A 15722-nucleotide genomic window follows, 5' to 3' on the forward strand; every position below is an offset into this window, starting at 1 on the left:
GAATATTTATTTGGTTATATAGATTGAACTAAAGTTTTGCATTGAATTTCCTGTTCTAACCGCTTTAGTTCAATCTATCTAATGGACTCATTTAAGACACACCGTCCTGATGAAGCCATTCAGAGATGCGCGGAACCATCTGGTCTGTCTGCATATGCTCCATTTTCGGTCCAGGCAGCGAGTACAGGAAGTACTTCCCGTAATACGATTCGATGACGCGCGTATCGTATACGATGACGATGCCCCGGTCATGGGCGGTGCGGACCAGCCGCCCGAAGCCCTGCTTGAAGCGGATGACGGCCTGCGGGACCGACAGCTTCATGAACGGGTTCTTCTTCTGGCGCTGCAGCAGCTCGCTCTTCGCTTCCACCAGCGGATGGTTCGGCGGCTGGAACGGGAGCCGGACGATGGCCAGGCAAGTCAGCGCTTCACCCGGGATGTCCACGCCTTCCCAGAAGCTGCTCGTTCCAAGCAGCACCGAAGCGCTGCTGTCCGTAAACCGCCGGATCAGCTTCGTGCGGCTGCCGCTGTCAACGCCCTGTCCAAGCACGGCGATGTCGCTTTGTGCAAGGGCTTCTTTCAGCGGCTCGTATACCTGGCGCAGCATGCGGTACGAGGTGAACAGCACCAGCATCCGGCCGTGGGTGGCGATCGCGGCGTCCGCCAGTGAGCGGGCCAGCGTTTCGACAAACAGGGCGTCCCCGACGCTTCCCTTCACGCTTGGAAAATCCCGCGGAATGACGAGCAGCGCCTGGTCCCTGTACCGGAACGGGGACGGAAGCTGGACCGTCACAAGGCGTCCGCTGTCCTGGTCCTCCTGTAGTCCGAGGTTATCGATCATATACTGGAACGATTTATCTACGGATAAGGTGGCGGACGTCAGGATGACGCTCTTTTTCTTATCAAAAAACAGCTCCTTGAGCTGCTTGCTGACGTCAACCGGAACAGCGTACAGCTGGAGCGATTTGCTGCGGAAATGGCCGCTCGCTTCCATCCAGTACACGACGGTTTCGTCGTTCAGCGTCATAAAGAACCGGAGATTCTCCCGTTCGGAGCTGAGGTCCTTGAGCAGCCCGCCGATATCGGTGATCAGGCTGTCGGAACCGTAATCATCCTGCTCCTCCTTGTATTCGGCCAGCATCTTTTCGCCTTTGCGGACGATTTCCCCCACCGTGACAAAGATCTGGTTTTCGAGCGCCGCCAGCGTCTCCCACTCTTTCGGCTTTTTCCCCGGCTGAAGGCGCAGCGTATACTGGCCGCCGTCGCCGGGAGCAGCGTCGCTCCGTTCCGGAAGCAGGCCGAAGAGCAATTCGCTCAGCTTGTCCCAGTGCTCTTTGACATCGACCAAATCCTCGCTCATCCGGTCGATCACGGCGGTCCATTCACCGGCCTGCTCATAGGCCGACGATTGAAGCAGCTGGCGAAGCGCCGGCAGCTGCCCGCTCCGGGCGTCCTTATAGAGCCGTGTCAGCGTATGGACGACCGTAAAGTACTTCAAATGAAGTCCGAGATGCTTGCCGGCAACGTCTTCCAGGTGATGGGCTTCGTCGATCACGAGCCGCTCGTAGGATGGCAGCAGCTGATGGCCTGCCTTGACGTCCGTAAACAGCTTGGAATGGTTCGTTATGACGACATCCGCGATTCCGGCTTCATGCTTGGCCCGATGGTAATAGCATTTGCGGAACCAAGGGCAGGCACGGCCCTGACAGGAGTCCGAGTCGCTGCTTACGGTCTCCCAGAAGTCTCCCGCACGGCCGCCGAGGCTCAGCTCCTCGTCATCACCCGATTCGGTCTGGGCGAGCCAGACGATCATCTGGGCGGCTGTGATGGTGTCTTCCTTCGGATTGATAAAGTCTCTTCTGTTTATTTTATGTTCAAATTTTCTCAAACACAAATAGTGCTGTCTGCCCTTGAACACGGCTGCCTTGAAAGGGAATGGCACGACCTGCGTCAAGAGGGGGATATCCCGCTCCCGGAGCTGCTCCTGCAGGTTGATCGTATGCGTGCTGACCATCACCTTCTGGTCCTGCTTCACGCTCTGATAAATCGAGGGGATCAGGTAGCCGAGCGACTTGCCCGTCCCTGTCCCGGCTTCGATCAGCAGATGCTTGTCCTGATCCAGCGCATTCATCACCTGGTCGAACATGATCGTCTGCGGCTCACGCTCCTCGTAATGAGGCATAATATCGCGCAGCCGTTTTTCGATCTCGGCCAAATATTCCTTAAACTCGACGCCTTTGAGCGGATTGTCGTCCACGTCATCTCGCGGCGGTGCCATTTCGGTCCAGTCATCCACCTTAAGCGCCAGCTGGCGGTAAAAGGTGTGGCTGTTCAGATCTTGAGCGGGTTCCCGCTCCTTCTCCTGGCAGAGACCGTCGAAATACCAGCCGAGGTCGCTGTCCTCATCAGCAAACAGCTCGGCCAGCCGCTGCAGCGTAATCAACGGCAGGCTGTTCAGCTCATCCAGGCACTTCAGCAGAACGTATGCCGTCGCCAAAGCGTCGCTGTCGGCCTGATGCGGCCGGTCATGCTGAAGACCGAAGTGTCCGGTCACCATGCCCAGCTGATAGGAAGTCAGCGAAGGGAAGCATATTTTGAGCAGGTCGAGCGTGTCCAGAATCCGCCCAGAGAACGGCAAATAGCCGCACCGGTCGAGTGCGTTTTGCAAAAAATTAAAATCGAATGCTACATTATGCCCTACCAGGACCACGTCGTCGAGCAGCGGCACGAGCTCCATCATCATTTCTTCCAGGGCCGGAGCTGCGGCCACATCCTCATTCGTAATGCCGGTAAGTCCCGTAATAAACGGAGGGATTTCGATACCCGGGTTGACATAAGAGCCATACACCTTTGAAATCGTCCCATCCTCTTCTATAATGGCAAGTCCAACTTGAATAATTTCGTCTGCGGACTGGTTGCCTGTCGTTTCGAAGTCAAGTACGGCAAATTTCATGATTCCTAAATCCTTTCGTCCAGTCTCCTTAACAGCATAACAGAAGATTTCACATTTGAAAATTCAAGGAAGGAAAAACTTGAACTTCCGGTTCTATAGAAAAAGACGACACCCGGCGCTTTCCGTGCAGCGGGCATCGTCTTCTCACATGCATTACATCAGCGATATTAACTGGCTTCCATAATGAAGCTGACCGCACTGTTGCTGGCAAACCTGCAGATTCATTAGCGGATCCGGGAACGAGGGATCATGCGAAAGCGCCAGCGTAAAATAATCCTGGGCCTTGCCAAGCTGCCCTTGCATCGCCTCGACACAGCCAAGCGCATTCAGCACCATCGCCTTCAGCTTGGGATGCTGGGCAAGCGGCAGAATCCACTGGAAATGATGGCGGGCTTCCGCCGGCTCCTCCAGGTGCAAATACGCCATAGCCAAGTACATCCGGGCCAAATAGCTGTCGGGAAATTCGAGGATCACCTGCGCAAATTGCTGGGCCGCCTGCCTGTACATCAGCAGCTTGAAATATCCCTGCCCCCGGATAAAGGAATCCATCTCGACCTCGGGCGTTTCATGCTGCGGAAATACAGGCGCGATCTTGGCCTGCTCCCGGAAAGCGCCCATTTTCTCTTCAAAAGACAACCATTCTTCTATGATGCCGTCGCTCATCGTTTTGAGCAAATTCCACTTTTGGATCAGCTGATGCTTTTGGGCCTCCTGCGCTGTGGGGTAATGTTTCACGATTTCGTCTAACATGTTGTTCATTTCCGCGAATACATGCTGAAACATGGCTGCATCCCACCTTAAACAAAAATGAAATCAGTGCGGTCACCTGAACTCATTTTTTGTTAACCCGGGCTTTTTCATTCCCGCTCCGGGCTGCCATTCCTTGTCTTAGCTTCCCCGCGCATACCCGACAAGTCCTTAAATAATCGTGGCGTGAACCTCTTTGCTCATCGTGTTCATCGGCTTGTTGGATTCATTCACAAAAACTACCGTCGGCTTGTGGCTCTTGATTTCTTCATCGGACATGACGGCGTAGGATATAATAATGACGGTGTCACCGGGCTGAACCATGCGGGCTGCCGCCCCGTTTAAACAAATCACACCGCTCCCGCGGGGACCTGGGATGACATAGGTTTCCAGACGCGCCCCGTTATTGTTATCCACCACTTGGACCTTTTCGTTCTCCAGCAGGTCGGCGGCTTCCATCAAATCTTCATCGATCGTAATGCTTCCCACATAATTCAAATTCGCTTCGGTTACGGTCGCACGGTGGATTTTGGATTTCATCATCGTTCTGTACATCGGTCAATTCGCCTCCTTGGGATTAAATAAACGGTTATCGATCAGGCGCGTCCGACCGAAACGGACGGCTAGGGCCATCAGGACGGCCTCGTCCTTCCGGCTGATTTCTTCGTCATCGGGATAAGGCTGCAGTCCTGGGAAAGACACGACCTCGGCGTATTCGATATCGGCCAGCGGAGACTGGCTGATGACGCGCTGCAGGAGGTTTCGAATGTCCCCGGCGGTTACCGCCGTCCCCTCGCTCACAGCGGCCGCAGCCTCGACCAGAGAGCGTGACAGCACAAGCGCCTGCCGGCGTTCCTCTTCGCTCAGGTACACGTTGCGTGAGCTTAGAGCTAGGCCGTCTTCCTCACGTACGATCGGGCAGGGAACAATCTCCACGTTCATGTTGAGATCCTGTACCATCTGCTGAAGCACAGCGACCTGCTGTACATCTTTCATGCCAAAATAACCTTTATCGGGCTGAACGATGTTGAACAGCTTGCTCACCACCGTCGTCACGCCGTCAAAATGTCCCGGACGGGAGGCGCCGCACAAACGGGTCGTAATGTCCGATACCATGATTTTGGTCTTGGTCGGCTGCGGATACATCGTCTCCACCGACGGAAGGAAGACCAGGTCCGCTCCTTCCGCTTCGGCCAGTGCCAGATCTCTTGCTTCGTCACGCGGATAAGTTTCGTAGTCCTCGCCCGGACCGAACTGGATCGGGTTGACGAAGATGCTGACGACGACAATTCCGTTATCTTTGCGGGCACGGCGGATTAAGCTGCCATGCCCCTCATGCAAATAACCCATCGTAGGAACCAGGCCGACCGTGGCTTCCGGTCCCAAATTTATTTGTAGCGCCCGTATACCGCTGCGCAGTTCTTCAATCGTTCTTACAGCTTTCATGCGCGTCCCACCTTCTCCTTTCCTTTGCCGTACAAGTTCTCGACGACCTGATCGTCTGCCGTAAATACATGGGTCTCATCCGGAAAAGAGCGGCTCTTCACGTCATGAACGTACTGGCTGATCCCGTCGCGAACGATCGTTCCGATGTCACCATAGGTTTTGACAAAACGCTTATCGCGATACGGGGATGCGTACTTAAACAAATCATGGAATACGAGCACCTGGCCGTCGACATACCGCCCGGCGCCAATCCCGATGGTGGGAATCGACAGCTGTTCGGAAATAAAGCGGGCCACTTCCTCCGTTACCAGTTCAAGCACGACGCCGAAGGCCCCTGCTTTTTCGAGAGCCTTCGCATCTTCCAGCAATCTGGCGGCGTCCGCCTCGTCTTTACCTTGAATCCGGTAACCCCCGATTTGGTTCACTGACTGCGGCGTTAAGCCGATGTGGCCAAGCACGGGAACGCCTGCTTTGACGATCGTTTCCACCGCGGTGCAGATTTCGCGTCCGCCTTCCATTTTCACAGCATGGGCATGACCGTCCTGCATCAGGCGTTTGACGTTGTCCAGCGTGCTGTCGATGCTTCCGTGGTACGTCATAAACGGCATATCAGCCACGATAAATGTATGTCCGGCGCCTCTGACAACCGATCTCGTATGGTACACCATGTCGTCGATCGTCACCGGCAGCGTGGAATCATAACCGAGCACCACGTTCCCGAGCGAATCTCCGACCAGGATCATGTCCACGCCGGCTTCCTCCGCCAAGCTCGCCGAAGGATAGTCATAGGCAGTTACCATGGAGAGCGGAATGCCATCCGCCTTCATCTTTTTCATTTTCACGATATTCAGTGGTTGTTTGTTTGCCATTGTGCTTCTTCCCCTTTCGATGAGTGTGAAAAATAGGATAAAAACAAAAAAACCTTTTAGTGAGTCACTAAAAAGGTCCGAAAGGGCATAAAGGGTCACTTGCGATCGTCCCTTCTGTCTCGGTCCTTCCGGCTCAGAGCAGAATCCAACGTAACGGCAATATTCCATTTGCAGTTATGAGGGTGTTCTTCAAACAAAAACATGCAGAGTGCAGTTCGATCATCCGTCGATACCGCCTCTACATGTCAGTATACCAAAAGTTCATAATATTTTCATCGTCTAAGTTCGACATCTCCGGAAAAAACAGGAATCTGCTCGCCCGAATCGGTACGAACCCGAAGCGCGCCGCTTGCATCGAGCCCGTCGGCCATCCCTTCGATCGGCCCGCGTGCGGTCTGAATCGACACACGCTTGCCCAACGTTACCGACAGCGCCTCCCACAGCGAGGCGACCGGCTGAAATCCGTCTTTGCGGTACAGCTCGTACAGCATTTCAAACTCTTCCATCACCGTGGCGATGAGGGACATCCGGTCGATCGGCTCACCCGCCTCGATCTTCAGGGAAGTTCCGACCCCGGTCAGCTCTTCCGGATAATCGCCAGGGTCCAGGTTGGCGCTGATTCCGATGCCGGCAATGCAGTAGCGGACATGCTCGTCCTCCGCCGCCGACTCCAGCAAGATGCCGCAAATTTTCCGCCCGTCGACCAGCAGGTCGTTCGGCCATTTCAGGCCGGCCATGACGCCGGTCACCTTGCGGACCGCCCGGCACACCGCCACTCCGGTCAAGAGCGTAAGCTGCGGTGTGTAATGGAGCGGCTGCTCGGGCCGAAGGACCAGGCTCATCCAGATGCCTTTTCCATAGGGCGAAAACCATTTGCGGCCCATCCTCCCCTTGCCACCGGTCTGTTCTTCGGCAATGACCAGGGTGCCTTCCGGCGCCCCCTCCTCAGCCAGCGCTTTCGCTTCTTCCTGCGTCGATACCGTCGTCCCCAATATTTTCAGCTGCGATCCCATCACTTTAGACTGTATCCGCTGCGCCAGCTCCTGCTGATCCAGCAGGTCCGGCTTGCTGACAATCCGGTAGCCTTTATGAGGAACCGCTTCAAATTCGTACCCTGCCTCACGGAGCTTGTTGATCTGTTTCCAGACCGCGGTTCTGCTGACCGACAGCCGCCGGCTGATCTCCTCGCCCGAAACAAATTCATCCGCATCCAGCAGTATATCCAAAAGGGTCTCAGCCTTTTTCATCGGTAACCATCACCCGTCTCACTTCTTCTGTCAAATCCAATTTCGTATTGGGCAGCATGCCTGCCGCCGCTTTAAACAGCAATTGCTTCAGCAGTTCTCCCACCCAAGGTCCGCCCCTCCTGCCCGAAATCGCGATCAAATCGGAGCCGCCGATCTGGAGCTCGTGCAGGTGGAAAATCTTCATTTCGTCCATCCAACCCAGCCCGTGGGCCAGCAGCTCATCCGCTGCCGTCCCCCTGTGTTCCTGTGGCAGTACTGAGCGAAGCAGGAGCCAGCGCCGGATAGATTCTTTACCGTATTTCAGTACCAGACCTACCCACTGCTCTCTAAGATGGGTCTCGCCACTCAACCCTTTTACCTCTTCGTCCAAATACAAAAGGGCTTCAACCCTCTCGCGGGCATCGTTGGAAAACGTATACTGGCGCATCAGGTTTCCGGCATCCTGTCCGGATAAGCCGCAGGCCAGCATAAGCAGGGCCCATCTGACAGCGGTCTCCTTGGAAGGGATGTCGCCGATCCTGGACAGGGAGGCGTCCACGGTGCTAGATGTAAACGGTACCCGGGCTTTTTCCAGCAATCGGCTCCTTCCCAGCAGGCCCAGGCCGAGATAAGGATGAGGGCCCTCCATCATTTTGTCGAGCTCCGCCCGGATCCGCTCCAGCGCGATATACTGAATTCCTTCTCTTTCCAGGAGAAGGCCTTTCCAGGTGTTAAAGGCAATGCGGTAACCGAACACCGAGGCAAATCGGATGCACCGCACCATCCGCAGGGCATCCTCCTGAAAGCGGACGCGGGCCTCTCCAACGCAGCGGATGATCCCTTTTCGAATGTCGTTTTCACCATGGTAAGGGTCAACGATCCGTCCCTGCCGGTCACAGGCAATCGCGTTCATCGTGAAATCCCGGCGGCGCAAATCCTCGGACAGATTTCGCACAAAGGCCACTTCCGCCGGCCGGCGGTGATTTTCGTAAGAACCCTCCACCCGGTATGTAGTAACCTCAAAGGCGTAGTTTCCAACCAGAACGGTGACCGTTCCGTGCTCAATCCCCGTAGGCACCGTCCGTTCAAAGAGCCGAGTCACTTCATCGGGGCGGGCCGAAGTCGTGATATCCATGTCGTTGACCGGCCGGCCCATCAGTTCATCACGCACGCATCCGCCGACCCAATACGCTTCATGCCCATGCGCTTCGAGGACGGACAGCACCTGCTCGGCGCAACCCGCCATCCCGGCATCCGCCTGCTTCCATTTCATAACTTTCCATGACCCCCTAAATGACTACCTCTTATCTGCACACCGCATCCAGCTGGGGCACCTCGCGTCCGAGAACGCGATAATAGATCTGTTCATACTTGCGTGTGATTAATGCGTCGGAAAATTCCCGGCATGCCCGTGTCAGACAGGCCTCGCGGAACCGTGCGGCAAGATCGCTGTCCGTCAGCAGCCGCAGCACTTGATCGGCCATCTGGTCCGTATCTCCGATCGGTGACAGGAACCCGGTCTCACCGTGAACCACCAGTTCGGGAATTCCACCGGCGAGCGATCCCACCGTCGGAACGCCGCATGCCATCGCTTCAAGCGCAACCAGGCCGAAGCTTTCTTTTTCCGATGGAAGAAGAAGCACGTCAGCCAATGAGATGACTTGTGCGATCTCGTCCTGCTTGCCCAAAAAGTGGACTTTATGTTCCAGTCCGAGCTCCTTGATCTTGCATTGGACCTTCGGCAGCTCCGGACCTTCCCCGACGAACAGCAGCTTGGAAGGCATCCGCTCGTTGACTTTGGCGAAGATGTCCACGACGTCACCGACGCGTTTGACCGGGCGGAAGTTGGAAATATGCATCAAAATTTTCTCGTCCGGTTCGGCATAGTCGCCGCGAAGCGAGGACGTATCGCGCGGATAATAGATGCGCTTATCCACAAAATTGTACGTCAGATCGATATCGCGGCTGATATCCAGCACTTCACGGGTTTCCCGGATCAAGTCTCCGGATACCGCCGTGACCGCATCGCTTTCGTTGATCGCAAGGCGAATCAGATCCTTTAACGATTCGTCCTGCGCCAGTACCGTTATATCCGTGCCATGAAGCGTCGTGACCACCTTCAGGTTGCTTCCTACCATCTGCTTGGCCAAGAAGGCGCACACCGCGTGAGGAACCGCGTAATGGACGTGCAAAATGTCCAGCTGCTGCATATTGGCCACTTGTGCCATTTTGGTCGCAAGGGATAAGTCATAAGGAGGATAGCGGAATACGTAATAATCACTGACTTCAACCTCATGATAAAAAATGTTTTTATGGAATTGCCCTCCCAGCCGGAATGGAATGCTGTGGGCAATAAAATGTACCTGGTGGCCCTTTTCGGCCAGCAGCTTGCCGAGCTCGGTCGCGACTACACCTGAGCCTCCGAGTGACGGATAGCAGGTGATGCCAATTTTAAGTGATTGACCCAAGCTTCGTGTCCCCCCTTCTTTACATGCCTTCTCTATATTATGTACCCAGAGAATATTAAAAACGTCTGGCGACGTTTCATTTTACAGCGGACAACCGCTCTACCGGGTATTTCGATTGCGCGCTTTCAGCTTATAAAAAGTCAGAACTGAAATCAAGCCTAAAGATTGGGCGCTTGACTTCAGTCCTGTCTATCGGTCATTATTCGGATCCTCCAATGAACATGTCCACGACGTAAGGCGACTTGATCGCAAAGCCTTCCGCGTAGGGAATGAGCCTGCGCTGGCCGGTCAGCCGGTCGCGGGATCTGACGCGTTCGATATATCCCTGATTCAGCGGGGTAACCACCGTTTCTCCTTCAACCGGAGTCATCTCAAACTGCGACCGGTAACACAGGAGCGCCTGTTCCTTTATTTCCTGCTGTGCGGTAATATCCACCATCAAATCGGCTCTGCCCATATCATTAATGAAGTAAAAATACAGCTGCTCCACCTGTACAGGCGGCTTGTCCGGCATGTACCGGCGCAGTTTGGCGTTGAACACCGCTTCCTCAACCAGCCTACTGCAGGCTACATGATCGGGATGGCGGTCTTCCCAATACGGAGCGAATACGACCCTCGGCGCATGACGGCGGATTTCCGTCGTGATGGCCTCCACATGTTCCGGAGTGATGAACAGTCCACGGTCCGGCAGTCCAAGGCTGCTCCGCATGGAAAGACCAAGAACGCCAGCCGCGGCCGCCGCTTCCTGCTTTCTGCGCTCGACCGTTCCATTAGAGGACATTTCCGCATAGGTCAAATCGCAGATCCCCACTTTAAGCCCGGCCTGCACATGTTTGATGATCGTGCCGCCCATCCCGATTTCGGCATCGTCCGCATGGGCGCCGAAAATCAGAATATCCAGCCGTTCACTCATATTTCAGCACCCGGCTTATATTTATGTACCAGCTCGCGCCAGGCAAAATCTCCGCGGTCCAGCGCCTTGACCAAAATTTCGGCCGTTGCGATGTTGGTCGCAAGCGGAATCCCCTGGACGTCACTAAGACGGAGAAGCGCATTGATGTCCGGCTCGTGAGGCTGAGCCATCAGCGGATCCCGCAGGAAAATAATGAGGTCCATCTCATTCTCGGCCACGAGCGCCCCGATCTGCTGGTCACCGCCGAGCGGACCCGACATGAACCGGTGGATTTTCAGGTTGGTGCCCTCCATAATCCGCTGTCCGGTCGTTCCTGTGGAATACAGCTGGTGTCCCTCAAACACATGCTCATAAGCCGTGACAAAGTTGACCATCTCGTCTTTTTTTCGGTCGTGTGCGATGAATGCGATTTTTAGCATGTTGTAACCCCTCCTGAACTACTCTATAAAATGGTCAAACCCGTAAACCATACCCTCGTACGTCATAACCTTCTCGACCGCCATTTTGACGCCAGGCATATATCCTGCCCGCTCATAGGAATCGTGGCGGATCTTCAGCGTTTGGCCAAAGCCTCCAAACAATACCTCCTGCTGGGCGAACACGCCAGGAAGGCGGACGCTGTGAATGCGGAAACCGTTATAATATCCTCCGCGCGAGCCTTCAATCGTCTCTTCCTCGTTCGGATTTCCCTGGCGGATCTCCTGGCGGTTCTGAGCAATCATCTCAGCCGTTTTGATGGCGGTGCCGGAAGGCGCGTCGAGCTTCTGATCCCCATGGAATTCCATGATTTCGAGATGAGGAAAATACTTGGCTGCCTGCGCGGCAAATTTCATCATCAGTATGGCCCCGATGGAGAAATTCGGTGCGATCAGCCCGCCGATCCCTTTCTCCTTGCACTGCTTGTCCAACTCTTCGATTTGTTCCGGGGTGAAGCCTGTCGTGCCGATCACGGGACGAACCCCATGGGCTACGGCCAAAGTCGTGTTGGGGTATGCGAACTGCGGTGTCGTAAAGTCCACCAGCACGTCCGGCTTTCCTTCGACCAATGCCATCTCCAGATCGGAGGTCAGCTTCACGCCGCATTCCGGCAGCCCGGCCAAAATGCCCGCGTCCGTCCCCTCACCGGACCGTCCGACGGCGGCAACCAGCTCCAGATCGGAATCCTCGAGTACCAGTTTGACGACTTCCTTGCCCATTCTGCCGGCTGCTCCTGCGACGGCTACTTTGATGGTTGACATGTTAGCTCCCCACTTTCTCATGATTTATAGAATGAACTAAAGAAAGTCCTTTTCTGACACGGAAAAATGACCCGGGGATCCAGACATTACATGAGATAAACTTTAGTTCATTCTATTTAGGTGGATGAATCGTATAAATACGAGTTTAGCCGGCCTTTTAACTGCTCCAGCATATCCTGCAGGCCGTGGTCATGGGGTTGAAGGGCGATGACTTCCTTGATAGCCGATATGGCAAGCGCGTGCTCGTTAAGCTGGCTGTAGGCAAGCGCAAGCCAAATATACGCCTCCCCGTAGAGCGGGTCGAGCCGCACCGCTTCCTTCAAAATAGATACCGTTTCATACAATTGATTGGCAGGTGCTACATCGGGAGAATCGATCGTTTTCTTCGCATCCTGCACGATGCGCATCGCCTGCAAATGCTGAACATACAAACCGTATTCCGACTTATCGGGTGCAAGCCTGGAGGCTTCTAGCGCACGTTCCATGGCCTTATCCAGCCGGTTGCTTCTTGCATAGGTTACGGAGCATCTATAATGAATTTCTGCATCCTCGGGGTTTTCGGCGATCGCTGCTTCAAACCAATGAAGTGCTTCTTCAAAATCGTTTTGCAAAATACAATGGTAAGCCTTTTGGACAAAAGGTTCGGACTGCATAGCTGCTCCCCCCGTTCAGGCGGTTTTCCTACAGCATATGTTCATTTCGCCTAATCGGTGTCCTTTTTCGTCCAACGGTCCTTATCGCGCGTATTGAATTTGTGCATGACCTTGTCATGCGCTTCCGTCAGGTCGATCCCCAGCGAATTCGCAAAGCACATCGTTATGAACAATATATCTCCGAGCTCAAGCTCAATGGAATTATCCGCTTCGGAAGGCTTCTTTGGCTTTTCCCCAAACCGGTGGTTCACCTCGCGGGCCAGCTCACCGACCTCTTCGGACATCCTTGCCAGCATCGATAACGGACTGAAATACCCTTCTTTGAACTGGGAGATGTACCGGTCGACTTCCCGCTGCATCTCTGCCAATGACTTCTCCATGATACCGAACCGTCCCCCTCTTTCGTATGTACAATGCTTCACGTCACGCCGGACGCTAGTTTACTCCATATGTTATCGCAAAGCGGAAATGAAAACAAATATTTTTTAATCGCCGGGGAAAAAGGTATACTATGGAATGGAGCGAAGAAAAACCATTCTTCCTACTTCTGGTATTGCGGGGGATTTCATGAGTTCATCCAAGTTGTTTATTCAGCTCAAGCTCGTATTGCCCATCATTTTGGGCTCTGCCGTATATGCCTTCGGCCTGCTTTATTTCATTATCCCTAACCAGCTGATGGAAGGGGGCGTTACTGGGGTAACGGTCCTCCTGAATTATGCATTTTCCATTCCGCCGTCCCTGTCGACCCTGGTGCTGAACATCCCGCTCTTCCTTCTCGGCTGGAAGATCCTTGGCGGCAGACAGATGATTTATACGGGCGTCGGGATCGCATCGCTGACGTTTTTTCTGTGGTTCATCGAAAAGCTGATTGATGCCGGGTGGATCACGCCGTTTCAAACGGAAAGAGACTACATATTGGCTTCCCTGTATGCAGGCGTCACTCTCGGAGCCGGACTGGGCGTCGTATTCCGCTTCGGCGGGACGACCGGCGGATCCGATATCATTGCACGCATTTGCAACCGGCGATTTGGCTGGAGCATGGGACGGGTTATCCTCGTGATCGATATTATCATTATCGGGGCTTCCCTGTTCTTCATCCCTAGAGAACGGATCCTGTACACCTTCGTAGCCGTCTTCATCGCCTCCAGGGTGATTGACTTTATCCAGGAAGGTGCCTATGCAGCCAAAGCCTTTACGATTATTAGCGACCACGCCCAGGAAATCGCCGACCAAATCACGGTCGAGATGGAGCGGGGCGTTACGCTGATTCCGGCCATAGGCGTGTACTCCAAGCAGGCCAAGCATATGGCCTACTGCGTCGTCGGACGCCAGGAGATCCGCAGGCTCAACGATATTGTGAAATCGGTGGACCCGCGGGCATTCGTCATCATTAGTGATGTGCATGACGTTCACGGCGAAGGTTTTAAGGAAGAATAATTCGGAAGCACAAAAAAAGCCCGCCGGCTCTTGAAGCTAGCGGGCTTTTTCAATGGACAGCAAATGTGGCCCATTACCCCATATGAACTACAGTTCTTTGGGCTTCACGCTTTTAAAGCTGTCCCGCTCCCCTTTATATTTCCGGTAACCGGTATAAGTCAGGATCAGGATGATAAACGAGCCGGCCCAGAAGGTCCACGGCCACAGTCCGTTAACCTCGTCAATGGGGGCGAAAGCCGGGTTATCGTCTTTTTTCTTACCGAATAAGCCGTTAAACACTTCCTCGCCGGAAGTCACGACATCCTGAATTTCGGCAGCCGAGGACGATGAAGACTGAACCAAGCCGCCTGCATAAGATACCCAGGCATCCGCTGCTGTGATTTCCTCCGGCTTACGCTGAATGATCACGGCCGGGCGGATGATCTCATAATGGTTCTGCAGGCTCTCGTAAGCCGCTTTCATCCCCCGGGAGTCGGCAGCGGCCGCCCGGGCCTTCATTTCGCTCAGGTCCTCACGAAGCACCTTGTAGTACTGCATCCACATCGGCTGTTTGGGGTGACTTAAGCTGTCCGCTGCCAACCGGAATTTGGCCGAAGCCGTCTGCCATTGTTCCTGCTGGATTTGCGCCTGATTCGTCGCTTCCTTCATTTCCACCAAGCTCTCCGATAAGGCATGAAATCCTTCCACACTCGTCAAGCCTTGAAAGGATGAATGCTCAAATATATCGCTGGCCTGCAGAATTTCCTGCCGGACGAGATTGATGTTACCCTCCAGTACATGCTGATAAAGCGAGTCGGCCAGCAGATCGAGCTGCTCCGCCTGCTTCACCGCCTCCGCATTCCCGTCTGAGCCTCCTGCAGCCGACAGCGTATCGGCGTCCGCCGCCACCCAGGATAGACTGCAGCCGAGTCCAAGCAGCACCATGATGACCGCCAGGCTCCATCTGGCAGCCGTGCCTCTACGTAACATGGGACATCCCTCCTACCGTATATGTATGGCAGAAGGGATGTCCCTAGAACTGAACTTCAAGTCAGCGCCTTGCCTGTCTGATGACAAGCCAAGCCAGCAGCGCGCTGAACAGCGTCAAACCGAAAGTAAAATATTGTACGCTCGCGATATCGTCCATCAGCTGAACGGGCAGCCAAGGAAATACCCCGTATGTATAATCCACCGTATCGTTCAGGAATGTCCAGGCCACAGCCGGAATCAGCATCGTCTCGCCTAACTTGAACAGGCGGACGTACAGCAGCGCTTCAATGGCCATCGCTGAATGGGAGAGGACCAGCATCCAGTCCTGCCATACCAGCGGGGAACCCTGTGCATATCCGGCAAATATGATGCTCACCGCCCAGATGCCGTATTTCACCGACGTGACGACGGCCAGCGCCTCAATTAGCAACCGGAATCCGTATCCGAACTTTGTCCTAGGCGGATACAGCAGCATATAGACTGCGATCGTAAAAAATAAGCTTGCCGTCGGACTGTCCGGAACGAAAATGACCTGCCAGAAGGGGTTGTTCGCCACGGTATATTCCATTTGTTCCGCATACCAATAGTAACCGTATACTGTTCCGAGCAGGTTACACCATAACAGGAGCCATAAAAATCCCCGGTTTCCGAGGAGCGAACGGCTCCAGAAATAAGCGATCGACACGCTTGTCCCTCCTTGTACTCCCACGATCCCTTTACCGCTAAAGCTGGGTTATTGAGCTTCGTTCATTGTGTTTTTAGCATGTAAGCATACTTTCTGATCTCTTAAAAAAACCTGATCG

Annotated in this window: 16 protein-coding genes; 1 reads left to right on the top strand and 15 read right to left on the bottom strand. The window is 54.3% G+C overall.

Translation table 11 applies throughout. From position 1 onward, the window contains the following. Positions 1-91 precede the first annotated feature (91 nt). From dinG to BCV73_RS17220, 13 genes are all read right to left on the bottom strand, one after another. The gene (gene dinG / locus BCV73_RS17160; RefSeq protein WP_089548030.1) at positions 92-2953 is read right to left on the bottom strand and encodes an ATP-dependent DNA helicase DinG; all 2862 of its coding nucleotides are present in this window, start codon (positions 2951-2953) and stop codon (positions 92-94) included. 153 nt (positions 2954-3106) lie between these two features. After that, the gene (locus BCV73_RS17165; protein WP_076170870.1) at positions 3107-3736 is read right to left on the bottom strand and encodes a tetratricopeptide repeat protein; all 630 of its coding nucleotides are present in this window, start codon (positions 3734-3736) and stop codon (positions 3107-3109) included. 135 nt (positions 3737-3871) lie between these two features. Further along, a complete protein-coding gene (gene panD / locus BCV73_RS17170; RefSeq protein ID WP_076170868.1) occupies positions 3872-4255 on the bottom strand; it encodes an aspartate 1-decarboxylase in 384 nt (127 codons plus the stop codon). A gap of 3 nt (positions 4256-4258) precedes the next feature. Beyond that, positions 4259-5146 carry a pantoate--beta-alanine ligase gene (panC, locus tag BCV73_RS17175; RefSeq protein ID WP_089548031.1) on the bottom strand — a complete coding sequence of 296 codons (888 nt, stop codon included), beginning with the start codon at positions 5144-5146 and terminating at the stop codon, positions 4259-4261. Then, positions 5143-6015: a 3-methyl-2-oxobutanoate hydroxymethyltransferase gene (gene panB / locus BCV73_RS17180; RefSeq protein ID WP_076170863.1), complete on the bottom strand. Its 873-nt coding sequence runs from the start codon at positions 6013-6015 to the stop codon at positions 5143-5145. Before panB ends, panC begins: the two co-directional genes overlap by 4 nt. 272 nt (positions 6016-6287) lie before the next feature. Then, on the bottom strand, positions 6288-7262 hold the full coding sequence (locus BCV73_RS17185; RefSeq protein ID WP_089548032.1) for a biotin--[acetyl-CoA-carboxylase] ligase: 975 nt from the start codon (positions 7260-7262) through the stop codon (positions 6288-6290). Beyond that, positions 7249-8514, bottom strand: a complete 1266-nt coding sequence (locus BCV73_RS17190) for a CCA tRNA nucleotidyltransferase (protein WP_089548033.1) — start codon at positions 8512-8514, stop codon at positions 7249-7251. The genes BCV73_RS17185 and BCV73_RS17190 overlap by 14 nt, the downstream gene beginning before the upstream one ends. Before the next feature lie 31 nt (positions 8515-8545). After that, positions 8546-9709: an N-acetyl-alpha-D-glucosaminyl L-malate synthase BshA gene (gene bshA / locus BCV73_RS17195; protein WP_076170125.1), complete on the bottom strand. Its 1164-nt coding sequence runs from the start codon at positions 9707-9709 to the stop codon at positions 8546-8548. A 199-nt stretch (positions 9710-9908) separates the two neighbouring features. Next, complete coding sequence (gene bshB1 / locus BCV73_RS17200; protein WP_089548034.1) at positions 9909-10622, bottom strand: bacillithiol biosynthesis deacetylase BshB1; 714 nt, start codon at positions 10620-10622, stop codon at positions 9909-9911. Continuing rightward, positions 10619-11041, bottom strand: coding sequence for a methylglyoxal synthase (mgsA, locus tag BCV73_RS17205; protein ID WP_076170123.1), 423 nt, complete (start codon positions 11039-11041; stop codon positions 10619-10621). The genes bshB1 and mgsA overlap by 4 nt, the downstream gene beginning before the upstream one ends. An 18-nt stretch (positions 11042-11059) precedes the next feature. Beyond that, positions 11060-11860, bottom strand: a complete 801-nt coding sequence (gene dapB, locus BCV73_RS17210; RefSeq protein WP_089548035.1) for a 4-hydroxy-tetrahydrodipicolinate reductase — start codon at positions 11858-11860, stop codon at positions 11060-11062. Between the two features lie 116 nt (positions 11861-11976). Then, complete coding sequence (locus tag BCV73_RS17215; protein ID WP_089548036.1) at positions 11977-12513, bottom strand: tetratricopeptide repeat protein; 537 nt, start codon at positions 12511-12513, stop codon at positions 11977-11979. 50 nt (positions 12514-12563) lie between these two features. After that, a complete protein-coding gene (locus BCV73_RS17220) occupies positions 12564-12893 on the bottom strand; it encodes a nucleotide pyrophosphohydrolase (RefSeq protein ID WP_076170120.1) in 330 nt (109 codons plus the stop codon). A gap of 187 nt (positions 12894-13080) precedes the next feature. Here BCV73_RS17220 and BCV73_RS17225 point away from each other — a divergent pair, with 187 nt between their 5' ends. Continuing rightward, positions 13081-13950: a YitT family protein gene (locus BCV73_RS17225; RefSeq protein WP_089548037.1), complete on the top strand. Its 870-nt coding sequence runs from the start codon at positions 13081-13083 to the stop codon at positions 13948-13950. Between the two features lie 87 nt (positions 13951-14037). Here BCV73_RS17225 and BCV73_RS17230 read toward each other — a convergent pair whose 3' ends face one another. Next, positions 14038-14919: a sporulation protein YpjB gene (locus BCV73_RS17230; protein ID WP_089548038.1), complete on the bottom strand. Its 882-nt coding sequence runs from the start codon at positions 14917-14919 to the stop codon at positions 14038-14040. 61 nt (positions 14920-14980) lie between these two features. After that, positions 14981-15604, bottom strand: coding sequence for a DUF1405 domain-containing protein (locus tag BCV73_RS17235; RefSeq protein ID WP_089548039.1), 624 nt, complete (start codon positions 15602-15604; stop codon positions 14981-14983). Between the last annotated feature and the right edge of the window lie 118 nt (positions 15605-15722).

Origin of the sequence: Paenibacillus sp. SSG-1 (genome assembly GCF_002224835.1) — a bacterium.
Lineage (GTDB): Bacteria > Bacillota > Bacilli > Paenibacillales > Paenibacillaceae > Paenibacillus_AQ > Paenibacillus_AQ favisporus.